Raw genomic sequence first — 10521 nt, 5'->3', positions numbered from 1 at the left:
CACCTCGACGTCGGCCGGGATGTCGCCGAGTACTTCCCACTTCGGAGCAATGATGAGATATCACAACCTGGTGTGAGACAGTGTCAGACGTGCTCATCCTGGCTGGATGTCCCGTGCACGAGCTGCTGGAACGCCAGGCGACCAGCCTGGCCAGGCAGCTTGTGCGTGTCTTCGTGGAAGAGATCCCCATCTACCGGAGGCTGCCCAGGGAGGAGCTCGACGGCGACATCACCAGGATCACCGAGCACAACCTGCGGATGATCTGCGAGATGTTCCGCCACAGGCGCCCGCCCGCCTCCGCCGAACTGGCCCCGCTACGTGCCTCCGCCGCGCGCCGCGCCCAGGAACGGGTACCGCTCGAGGCTCTGCTGGCCGCCTACCACCTGGGCACCCGCTGGATCTGGGACCGCCTGATCGCCACCGCCACGCCGGCCGACTTCGCCGCGGTGATCGACCTGAACCGCCTCGTCCTCATCTACACCGAGGCGGTGACCTCCGCGGTGTGCGCCGCCTACCTGCAGGAGCGAGAGGGCATGCTCTGCCGGGAGCAGCACGCCATGCACGCCGCGGCCTCCGCGTTGCTCGGCGGCGATCACACGGCCCTGGCCGCGATACGGCTGGCACCCGGCTACCTGGTCATGGCGATCACGGTGGGGGAACACCCCGATGAGAAGCAGGACGAGCCCGGTAGATCGATCGCCGGGCGGCGCAAGCTGGCCAGGATCAGGGCCGCCGTGCAGTGTCACGCCACCGAGCAGGTTCTGTCCGTGCTCGATGCGACGGGCGGGCTCGTGCTGCTCCCGTACGGCGACGAGGTGCCGATGGTGACCGAGGTCGTCGAGGCGATGTCCAGGGCGGCGGGGGTGCCGATCTGGGCGGCGGCCGAGCAGGCGACGCCCGCCGAGGTCCCGGCCGCCGCGGGAGTGGCCGAGGAGGTGCTGGAGGTGGCGCGGATCTTCGGGCACCCGCCGGGCGCCTACCGGCTGACCGACGTACTGCTGGAGTACCAGCTCACCCGGCCGAGCCGGGCCACCTCCAGGCTCGCGGGCCTGCTCGACCCGCTGCTGAACAACCCCGACCTGCTGCGGACGCTCAAGGTCTATCTGGAGACCGGGCTCGACCGCCGCCGCACGGCCGAGCTGTTGCACGTTCACCCGAACACCGTCGACTACCGGTTGCGGCGGGCGGTGAGCCTGACCGGGCTCGACCCGGCCAAGCCGGCGCAGCTCCAGCAGATCGGAGCCGCGCTGGCGGCCAGGAGGCTCACGCCCCGTTGACGGCGGCGATCACCGCGTCCGCGAAGCCGCGCATGCCACGCGCGTTGGGGTGGAAAGGCGCGGCCGGCGAGGCGGGGACGTAGGGCTCGATCCACCGCGTTCCCGCCGAGGTGCACGGGTCGTGGCCCTTGCTCGGTGTCTGCAGGTCGATGAAGGCGACACCCGCTGCCGCCGCCTGCTCCGCCACCGCCTGGTTGAAGTACTGCAGGGTGGCGCGGATGTAGTTGGCGTCCTGCTTGATGATCGGCACCCGGGGGTAGCAGCCGTTGGGCGGGGCGTAGGTCCCGTAGCCCACCACGAAGATCCTGGCCTGCGGTGAGCGGGCCCGGATGTCGGAGACCAAAGCGGTCAGCTTCGGCCGCAGTGCGTCGGTCTTGACCCGCCAGGTGTCCTGCCCGTTCTCGATGTAGTCGTCGTTGCAGGCGTCGCCGACGGGCGGCGGCAGCAGGTTCAGGCAGTCCTCGATGAACCCGGTCAGGCCCACGTCGTTGGCGCCGATCTGCACGGTGACCAGCGTGGTGTCCTGGCTGAGCGCGTTCAGCTGCGGCGGCACCGAGCCGAGGTCGGTGCCCTGCGCGGTGTACATGTCCTTGGTCTTGGCACCCGAGCAGGTGACGTCGCGGAACGTGGCGGCCCCGATGGCCTGCGCGGTGAGGTGGGCGTAGTTACGGTCGGAGCGCCAGCACCCGAGGTCGGGTATCACCTGGTTGGGTACCAACGGCCCTGAGGCGGCCGAGTCCCCCAGGGCCACGTACACCTCACCGGCCGAGGCGCGGGCGGCGGGGGTGACGGCGACCACCAGGACGATCGCGGCGATCACTGATCGGATCATGCTGAACTCCTTTCGAAGGGCATCGGCTCTGTCGTGCGAGATCTGAGCGGGAACCCGGCTGCCGCCACGGTGAGGAACATGGTTTTGAGGATCAGCGACGGAAGGGGCCGGTGATCTCGTAGGTGATGCCGCCCGTTCCCGCCCGTTCGCCGCTGGTGCCGCGTTGGGAGGAGAAGTACAGGCGGGTGCCGTCGGGGGAGAAGGCGGGGCCGGTGATCTCGGATTCGCCCTGGCCGTCGAGCCGTACGATCGGCGCGACCACCCGGTCCGTGGTGATGATGTTGATCTCCATGTTGCCGCCGTCCTCGGCGACGTAGAGGTCACCGCCCCGGGTGCCGGTGATGTTGTCGATGCCGGTGAGCGTGCCGGTGCTGTCATAGATCGCGGTTATCGTCTGGCGGCCGGTGTCGTAGGCCCACACCGTGCGGTCGCCCTTGGCGGTGAAGTAGCAGACGCCGTCCGCGTAGTGGCAGCCCTCGCCGCCGTCGAAGTGCCTGGCGGCGCCCACCTGATGCCTGGTCTGCCTCTGCAGGACGCCGGGTGTCGGATCGGGTACCGGCCGCCAGAGGTCGTCGGTGCAGAAGACCTCGAGACGGCCGCTGGACAGCTCGCCCCAGACGTTGGGAACGAAGCGGTAGAAACAGCCGTCGTCCTCGTCCTCGGTCAGATAGACGACCCGGTGATCGGGGTCGCAGGCGGCGGCCTCGTGTTTGAACCTGCCCATCGCCGGGCGCTGCTGGGCACCGCGCACGCCGTAAGGATCGGTCTCGTAGACCCTGCCGCGGAAGATCTCCTCACAGGACAGCCAGGTGTTCCACGGCGTGCCCCCGCCCGCGCAGTTGAGGTTGGTGCCCGACAGGATCCGGTAGGCCCGCTCGATCGAACCGTCGGCCCTGAACTTGATCGCCGAAGCGCCTCCGACCAGCGGAACCTCCGAGTTGGACACGTAGATCCAGCCGGTGCCGTCGGCGAAGCAGGCGCCGCCGTCCGGGGCCGGATGCCAGAGGGTGCCGCCGACGAGGTGGCCCGACCTGGCCACCACCCTGCTGCCGAACCCGGCCGGCAGCGCGACGCCGTTGCCGTCGGGCTCGCCGAGCGGACCGTACGGGCTCTCGCCCGCGACCACCGAGGAGGCGAGCGCGGCGTTCTGCCACAGGGTGCCGGACAGGGCGACGGCCGAGAGGGACACGATGAAGGTGCGACGCTGCATGGGGGACTCCGGTGATCGCCTACAGGTCTCCCACAAACCATGGGCTGGCAGCGCTCTTCTGGGAATTGGAGGGGGCGGTAAACCTGAACGGTCAAACCTTGTGACACGTCACAGTCAGCCGGGCGCGTGGATCGGGCTCCTGGCCCGGTCGCCGCCGGTGCGCGGCCCTGCCACGCTCTTCGCCGGCTTTCCCGTGCGGCAAGGCGGGATTGCGTTTTCGCGGCATCAATGGACGCGGAATCTGTCCCAAATAGCGACAAAACCCCCTGTAGTCTCTCGCCGTGACCACAGAGATCACCGCCAGGCTGGGCGGACGTTCGTGGGCGGCTCTGATCGTGCTCGGCTTCGCCGGGCAGGTGGCATGGACCGTCGAGAACATGTACCTGAACGTGTTCCTCTACGACACCGTGAGCGACGATCCCGGCGCCATCGCCACCATGGTCGCCGCCAGCGCGGTGACCGCGACGGTGGCCACCCTGCTGGTCGGCGCGCTCTCCGACCGGGTGGGGCGCCGCCGCTCCTTCATCGCCGCCGGATACGTGCTGTGGGGGTTGGCCACGGCGGCCTTCGGCTTCGTCACCGTCGACGCGGTCGCGGCCGTCGCCCCGGCGGCCGGGGCCGTCGCGGCCACGGTGGCCGCGGTCATCGCGCTGGACTGCGTGATGTCGTTCCTCGGCGCCGGGGCGAACGACGCGGCCTTCCAGGCGTGGGTGACCGACGTGACCCGCCCGGCGAACCGGGGCCGGGTGGAGTCGGTGCTGGCGATCATGCCGCTGGTGTCGATGCTTGCCGTCTTCGGCGGGTTCGACTCGCTGACCCGCGCGGGGGAGTGGCGGCTGTTCTTCGTGCTCATCGGGGCGATCATCGTCGTGGTCGGAGCCGTCTCCTGGGTGCTCGTGCGCGACCGCCCGGACCCGGTGCGCCAGGAGGGCGCCTACCTGGCCTCACTCGTACACGGGCTGCGGCCGAGTACGATACGGGCCAACCCCGTCCTCTACCTGGCCCTGGCCGCGTGGACGATCTGGGGGGTCTCCACCCAGGTCTTCCTGCCCTACCTGATCATCTACCTGCAGCGATACCTGAACATCGAGGGGTACGCGATCGTCCTGGCCGTGGTGCTGACCGGCTCCTCGGTGATCAGCGTCGCCTGCGGGCCGCTCATCGACCGGGTGGGCAAGGTACGCTTCCTGCCGCCCGCCATCGCCGTGTACGGCACGGGCCTGCTGCTGATGTCCGTCGCGGCCGGGATGATCCCGGTGATCGCCGCCGGGCTCGTCATGATGTCCGGGTTCATGCTGGTGCTCGCGCCCATCGCGGCGATCGTCCGCGACCACTCGCCGCCGGACCGCGCCGGTCACGTCCAGGGACTGCGGATGGTCTTCGCGATTCTCATCCCCATGATCGTCGGCCCCTTCCTGGGCGCCGCCGTGATCGAGGGGGCCGACGTCTACTACGAGGAGCTCGGGGTGCTCAAACAAGTCCCCTCACCGGCCATCTTCCTGGCCGCCACGGCCGTGGTGGCGTTCATGGCCGTACCGGTGCTGGCGCTGCGCCGCAGGGGGACCGCATGACCCTGCTGACCCGCTGGGGCGCGGCCCTCGACCCCGAGGCCGTGCTGCCGGAGTACCCCAGGCCGCAGCTCGTCCGCGACAGCTACCTCAACCTCAACGGCCGCTGGCGGTACGCCGTCTCCCCGGCCGAACCCGAGGCCCGCGACGACTACGACGGCTACGACGGCGACATCGTCGTACCGTTCTCCCCCGAGGCTCCGCTGTCCGGCGTCGGGCGGCAGCTCCTGCCCGGGCAGACGCTGTGGTACCGGCGCGCGCTCATCCTGCCCGACCACTTCGCCGTCCCGGGCGGGCGGGTGCTGCTGCACTTCGGCGCGGTCGACCAGACCTGCCGGGTGCTGCTCAACGGGGTCGAGGTGGGCGCGCACACCGGCGGCTACCTGCCGTTCGCCTGCGACATCACCGACGCCCTGCGCGAGGGCCCCAACACGCTGGTCGTGGCCGTGCGGGACGACTCCGACACCGGGCACCACTCGCGCGGCAAGCAGAAGCTGCGCCGGGGCGGCATCTGGTACACCGCCCAGTCGGGCATCTGGCAGACCGTGTGGGCCGAGTGCGTGCCCGCCGTACACGTGGAGCGGCTCACGCTCGTCCCGCACCTGGACGCCTCGTGCGTCGAGGTGACGGTGCACGCCGCCTCAGGACGGGCCGCCGTCGAGATCCTCGCCGACGGCGAGGTGGTCGCGTCCGCCGAGGCGGACGCGGGCGTGCCGGTGCGGATCCCGATCCCGGACGTCCGCCCGTGGAGTCCCGAGGACCCGTACCTGTACGACGTGTCGGTGCGTCTCGGGGCCGACAGCGTACGCGGCTACGTCGGCGTGCGCTCCTTCGGTGTCGGGTGCGACGCGGACGGTGTGCCCAGGCTGCTGCTCAACGGACGACCCTACTTCCACGCCGGAGTCCTGGACCAGGGCTACTGGCCCGACGGCCTGTACACGCCGCCCTCCGACGAGGCCATGGTCTGCGACATCGAGACCATGAAGCGGCTCGGTTTCAACATGCTGCGCAAGCACATCAAGATCGAACCGATGCGCTGGTACCACCACTGCGACCGGCTCGGCATGCTCGTCTGGCAGGACATGGTGAACGGCGGCGGCCACTATCACCCGCTGGTGATCACCGCGCCGGTGCTGACACCGCTGCGCCTCGACGACCGTCGCCACCGGTGGTTCGGGCGCGGCGACGCCGAGGGCCGCGAGCGGTTCGCAGCCGAGTTGCGGGAGACCGTCGAGCTGCTGCGCAACGTGGTGAGCCTGGCCGTGTGGGTGCCGTTCAACGAGGGCTGGGGCCAGTTCGACGCGGCGGGCGCAGCCAGGGAGCTCGCCGAGCTCGACCCCACCCGGACGGTCGACCACGCGAGCGGGTGGCACGACCAGGGCGCGGGCGACCTGCGGAGCCTGCACGTGTACTTCCGCCGTTTCCGCCCGCCGGCCGGGCGCGACGGGCGGGCGCTGGTGCTGTCGGAGTACGGCGGTTACTCGCTACGCGTCGAGGGCCACACCTTCAACGACCGCGAGTTCGGCTACCGCAGATGCGGTACGGCGGCGCAGCTCGGCGGGGCGTTCGCCCGGCTGCACTACCGGCAGATCGTGCCCGCCGTGCCACGCGGCCTGAGCGCGACCGTCTACACCCAGCTCTCCGACGTCGAGGACGAGCTGAACGGCCTGCTCACCTACGACCGCGAGGTGCTCAAACTCCCCGCCGAACTGGTGCGGACCGTCAACGGGAGGCTCCGGCTGGGCTGAACCCCGCCGGAACCGGACGGCCGCCCCGGCCGGTCCCATCGGGCGGAAGCCCCCGCCGGGCCCGTCCCCTCGCCGGCGCCGGGCGGGCGGCATGGCCGGTCCTCACCAGCGCTGGCGGGCCTCCTCGGCCCAGCCGACCAGGCCGTCGAGGTCGACCCATTCGCCCTCGTCGGTCCTGGCGCGACCGGAGAAGTGGCCGAAGCACTGATGGGTCTCGCTGCCCACCACCCCCAGCTCGGTGCGTGAGATCTTCTCGTGGAACGGGTGGAAGACCACCTCCACCCCGGGACCGGTCATTTGCCAGGGCCGCATCCAGTCGCGCCGGTCGTACACCCAGGCCAGCTCATCGCCGATCTTGTGCATCCGCCCGCCGACGAACAGCGCGTTCTCCGTCGAGCGGGTGCCGTCGGTCCACTTGCCGCCGAGCTGGATCGCCCGCCCCGGCGCGCTGCCCGCCGCCCAGTTCCAGGTGATCGAGTACGGCCAGCGGCCCCGTCCGTGGTCGAGCACCGCGAAGGAGGTCGCCTCGTCGAGGACGTGCCGGCTCTCCCCGACGGTCAGCGTGCCGCGCACCGGCCTGCCGACGTCCTTGACCGTGTACTGGAACCTCCGGGCGCTCCACGGGACGACCACGCCGAGCGACTCGTGCCCCTCCGGCAGCGGCACCTCCACGTCGAGCAGCACCCCGGGCACGGCGGCCCGCAGCGAGGTGGCCTCGGGGCGCTGGTCGATGTCGATGCGCAGGCCCGGACCCCGTACCGACACCCGGCCCGCGCCGCTGCGGTCCGGCAGCACCGCGCCGCGCGCCAGCGGCACGACCACGTCCTTGGTGATCTCCACACCGGTCGCGCGGTCGAGCACGTAGACGCCGTGCACACCCGCGTAGTCGAGCGACGAGGCCACCAGTCCGACGATGTGGCCGGGGGTGACGACGCCCCAGTACTCCCAGCGTTTGGTCCTGCCCCAGCCGCGCAGGTTCGCGCGGTGCAGCGGGCGCCTGCTCCAGCCGACCGCGTCGGGGTTGAGGCGCCCGTCGGGCAGGCACAGATCGACGGGGGCGGTGATCTCCCGCTCGTGGGTCGGCATAGCCAGAGGGTAGTGGCGCACGACCGGGGTTCCCACCCCGGGTGGGCGTACGCCGCTCCGGAACGGGAGCGCGAGGCACCCGGGCACCACCGGGGGCGGCGTTGCCGCCCCCGGCGGACCGTGATCACGCGTTCCTCGGCGTCTCGCACCTCCCGCGCCCAGGCCCTGACGGAACGGATCTCTCAGAACAGCCGGGGGAGTGGCCACCATGGCGCTCACGGCGCGGCAGGGCGACGCGGCTCCGTAGTGATCACCTCTGGTCAGCCGGTCCTGGTGGCGAACGGGCCGCCGGTGCCGAACACGAGCCGCGCGAAGTTCTCGCCGATGCGACGGTGCCCCGCGGGGTCAGGGTGGACCTCGTCGGGCAGCGGCAGTTCGGCGTAGTCCGTCTCGCCGTAAAGGTCGCGGCCGTCGAGGTAGTGCAGGTTCGGGTCGTCAGCCGCCCGCTGTTCGACGATCCGGGCGAGTTCGTCGCGGATGACGTTGAGCGTCAGGCGTCCGGCGACGCGTTCGGCCGGGTCGCCCGTGGCCTTGAACCGCAAACTCCCGCCGTCGAAGTCGGGCGCGAGGGGGCCGGGGGTGTCCTCCTGGACCGGGCACAGGATGGAGGACACGACCAGCAGCGGTGTGGTCGGATGCCCCTCGCGGATGGTGTCGAGGAAACCGTGGGCCGCCGGGGTGAAGGCGCGCAGGCGCATCACGTCGGTGTTGACGACATTGATGCCGATCTTGACGCTGATCAGGTCCGCGGGGGTGTCCCGCATCGCGCGGGCGGTGAACGGGTCGAGCAGCGCGCTGCCGCCGAATCCCAGGTTGACCAGCTCCACTCCGCCCTGGGCGGCGGCCAGGGCCGGCCAGATGGCGGTCGGGCGGGTGGCGTTCGAGCCGTGGCTGATGGAACTGCCGTGGTGCAGCCACACCCTGCGCCCGCTGTTCGGTGCCGACTCGACCGGGGCGTCGGTGCGCAGGGCGATCAGCTCGGTGATCTCCGTATGAGGGAGCCAGATCTCGACGTCCTTGTCACGGGCGGGCAGATCGGTGAACCGGGCGGTGCCGTGAGGCCCTTCACGCAGTTCGACGGACTGGGTGGTCATGTCGATCGTGCGGACCTTGCCGCCGGTCACCGTGGCCTGGGCGGCGAGACGGCCGTCGACCAGCAGGTCGTATACGCCGTCCGCCGGGGCAGGGAGACCTCGGTAGGCCCTCTTGGTGGGCAGTGTGTCCAGTTCGATGACGGTGGCCCGGGTGCGAAAGGCCAGTCGTACGCCGGACGACTGTGCCTCGGCCACGGCCAGTTGGTCGTCAGGGATCTGCCGACGAGCCCGAGCGGGCAGCCGGTGCGGCAACAGGCCGTGCGCCGTGCGTTCCACGTCGAGGACGCCGCGCAGCATGTCCGCGGTGACGGGTGTGATGATCCAGTCGTGCTCGGTGTTCATTACCCCAGCCTGTTGATCAAGATTTCCGGATTGTTCGGATGCGCCAATGTGCGCTGCGGCCCTCTGATGGTCAGGGCGCGGTCCGGTTCCGCAGCAGAGCGTCGAGGGAATCAACGATCCAGGCCCAGGACTCCTGCGGATCGACCGCGGTATGGCTGAAGCCTCCGCCCATCTCCAGGCTGACGTAACCGTGGAAGACGCTGCCCAGCATCCGGACCGCGTGCGTCTGGTCCGGCTCCGTCAGGTCGTAGCCGCGCAGGATCGCCCGCGTCATCTGTGCGTGTCTGACGCCGGCGCCGGCGGCCGCCGTCTTGGGGTCGAGCCTGAGCCGGGCGGCGGTGTAGCGGCCGGGGTGCTCCCGGGCGTAGTCGCGGTAGACGTTCGCGAAGGCGGCCAGGGCGTCCTTGCCGGCGCGCCCGGCCAGGGCGGCGGCGACCCGGTCGGCGAGTTCCTCCAGGGCGAACAGGGCGATCCTGGTCTTGAGGTCCTGGGAGTTCTTCAGCATTATCTAGCGAGGAACCCCGGGCGTTCATGCCCGGGAGGAATCGCTTCCGGGTCCTGGGGTTGTGAACGTCCGGTCGTTGGTCCGAGCGTTTCTGGTTTTCGATGTGTCCCTTGATGATGCTCAAGGGGGCGCCGCCGCAGGAGGCGGCGAAGATCGGACCTGTTGTATCGCGACGGTATGTGGTTCCTCATCGCCACCTGCGATATTCCCGACCGGCCGGTCGCCGCCCCGGACGGATTCCTGGGAGTGGATCTGGGGATCGCCAACATCGCGACCACAAGTGGCGGGGTTCGCCACAGCGGCAAAACCCTGAACGCGGTCCGCCACCGCCACCGCGAGCTGCGCCGCCGCCTGCAGGCCAAGCAGACCACATCCGCCAAACGGCTGCTGAAGCGGCGTCGCCGGGCCGAGGCCCGGTTCGCCGCGAACACCAACCACATCATCGCCAAACGCATCGTGACCGAGGCTGCACGCACCGGGCAAGGCATCGCCCTGGAAGACCTCCAGGGCATCCGTGACCGGGTACGGCTCCGCAAGCCCCAGCGGGTCACGTTGCATTCGTGGAGCTTCCACCAGCTCGGCCGGTTCATCGCCTACAAGGCCGCCCGCCAGGGCGTCGCCGTGGTGTACGTCGATCCGGCCTACACCTCGCAGGCCTGCTCGTCCTGCGGGCACGTGGACAAGAGGAACCGGCCCGATCAGGCGACCTTCTCCTGCACGTCGTGCGGCTTCGCTGAGCACGCCGACGTCAACGCGGCCCGCAACATCGCCTCACGCGGAGTGGCGGGCTGGGCAGTGAGTCACGCTGCCGACGACGCGGCCTGAACCGTCGAACCCATCGACGGCGAGGAGCTGCACG

8 protein-coding genes and 1 pseudogene are annotated in these 10521 nt (G+C 70.5%); 4 read left to right on the top strand and 5 right to left on the bottom strand.

The window, feature by feature from the left end; genetic code table 11:
- The first annotated feature begins 89 nt into the window (after nucleotides 1–89).
- Nucleotides 90–1277 carry a PucR family transcriptional regulator gene (locus ACFQVD_RS09995; protein WP_343974493.1) on the top strand — a complete coding sequence of 396 codons (1188 nt, stop codon included), beginning with the start codon at nucleotides 90–92 and terminating at the stop codon, nucleotides 1275–1277.
- On the opposite strand, the gene ACFQVD_RS09990 is transcribed toward ACFQVD_RS09995, so the two are convergent.
- Together ACFQVD_RS09990 and ACFQVD_RS09985 are read right to left on the bottom strand one after the other, a co-directional pair.
- Nucleotides 1264–2109 carry an SGNH/GDSL hydrolase family protein gene (locus ACFQVD_RS09990; protein WP_343974490.1) on the bottom strand — a complete coding sequence of 282 codons (846 nt, stop codon included), beginning with the start codon at nucleotides 2107–2109 and terminating at the stop codon, nucleotides 1264–1266. The two genes, ACFQVD_RS09995 and ACFQVD_RS09990, sit on opposite strands and share 14 nt — an antisense overlap.
- Nucleotides 2110–2200: 91 nt before the next feature.
- Nucleotides 2201–3319 carry an alkaline phosphatase PhoX gene (locus tag ACFQVD_RS09985; RefSeq protein WP_343974487.1) on the bottom strand — a complete coding sequence of 373 codons (1119 nt, stop codon included), beginning with the start codon at nucleotides 3317–3319 and terminating at the stop codon, nucleotides 2201–2203.
- 281 nt (nucleotides 3320–3600) lie between these two features.
- Between ACFQVD_RS09985 and ACFQVD_RS09980 the strand changes: the two genes are divergently transcribed.
- Together ACFQVD_RS09980 and ACFQVD_RS09975 are read left to right on the top strand one after the other, a co-directional pair.
- Nucleotides 3601–4890, top strand: a complete 1290-nt coding sequence (locus tag ACFQVD_RS09980) for an MFS transporter (protein ID WP_343974484.1) — start codon at nucleotides 3601–3603, stop codon at nucleotides 4888–4890.
- Entirely contained in the window at nucleotides 4887–6635 is a 1749-nt protein-coding gene (locus ACFQVD_RS09975) for a glycoside hydrolase family 2 protein (protein ID WP_343974481.1), read from the top strand. Before ACFQVD_RS09980 ends, ACFQVD_RS09975 begins: the two co-directional genes overlap by 4 nt.
- Nucleotides 6636–6737: 102 nt before the next feature.
- Here the strand turns inward: ACFQVD_RS09975 and ACFQVD_RS09970 are convergent, their stop codons facing one another.
- The 3 genes from ACFQVD_RS09970 to ACFQVD_RS09960 form a co-directional block, all read right to left on the bottom strand.
- Nucleotides 6738–7721: a DUF2804 domain-containing protein gene (locus tag ACFQVD_RS09970; RefSeq protein ID WP_343974478.1), complete on the bottom strand. Its 984-nt coding sequence runs from the start codon at nucleotides 7719–7721 to the stop codon at nucleotides 6738–6740.
- Between the two features lie 260 nt (nucleotides 7722–7981).
- Nucleotides 7982–9157 (bottom strand): GDSL-type esterase/lipase family protein, encoded by a 1176-nt coding sequence (locus tag ACFQVD_RS09965; protein ID WP_343974475.1) that lies wholly within the window; start codon nucleotides 9155–9157, stop codon nucleotides 7982–7984.
- Between the two features lie 70 nt (nucleotides 9158–9227).
- A complete protein-coding gene (locus ACFQVD_RS09960) occupies nucleotides 9228–9662 on the bottom strand; it encodes a TetR-like C-terminal domain-containing protein (protein WP_364158803.1) in 435 nt (144 codons plus the stop codon).
- A 141-nt stretch (nucleotides 9663–9803) separates the two neighbouring features.
- On the opposite strand from ACFQVD_RS09960, the pseudogene ACFQVD_RS09955 reads away from it, so the two are divergent.
- Nucleotides 9804–10487, top strand: a pseudogene (locus ACFQVD_RS09955) (RNA-guided endonuclease InsQ/TnpB family protein); the annotation flags it as partial.
- Nucleotides 10488–10521: the final 34 nt, after the last annotated feature.

Source organism: Streptosporangium amethystogenes subsp. fukuiense, from assembly GCF_042665875.1.
Taxonomy (GTDB): Bacteria; Actinomycetota; Actinomycetes; order Streptosporangiales; family Streptosporangiaceae; genus Streptosporangium; species Streptosporangium fukuiense.
The sequence above is the reverse complement of the archived record's forward strand: the minus strand, read 5'-3'. Positions and strand labels throughout refer to the sequence as shown.

Excerpts from the sequence above, each read along its gene's own strand:
- ACFQVD_RS09985 (WP_343974487.1), bottom strand. The coding sequence starts at position 3,319 with ATGCAGCGTCGCACCTTCATCGTGTCCCTCTCGGCCGTCGCCCTGTCC.
- ACFQVD_RS09990 (WP_343974490.1), bottom strand. The coding sequence starts at position 2,109 with ATGATCCGATCAGTGATCGCCGCGATCGTCCTGGTGGTCGCCGTCACC.
- ACFQVD_RS09975 (WP_343974481.1), top strand. The coding sequence starts at position 4,887 with ATGACCCTGCTGACCCGCTGGGGCGCGGCCCTCGACCCCGAGGCCGTG.
- ACFQVD_RS09965 (WP_343974475.1), bottom strand. The coding sequence starts at position 9,157 with ATGAACACCGAGCACGACTGGATCATCACACCCGTCACCGCGGACATG.
- ACFQVD_RS09960 (WP_364158803.1), bottom strand. The coding sequence starts at position 9,662 with ATGCTGAAGAACTCCCAGGACCTCAAGACCAGGATCGCCCTGTTCGCC.
- ACFQVD_RS09970 (WP_343974478.1), bottom strand. The coding sequence starts at position 7,721 with ATGCCGACCCACGAGCGGGAGATCACCGCCCCCGTCGATCTGTGCCTG.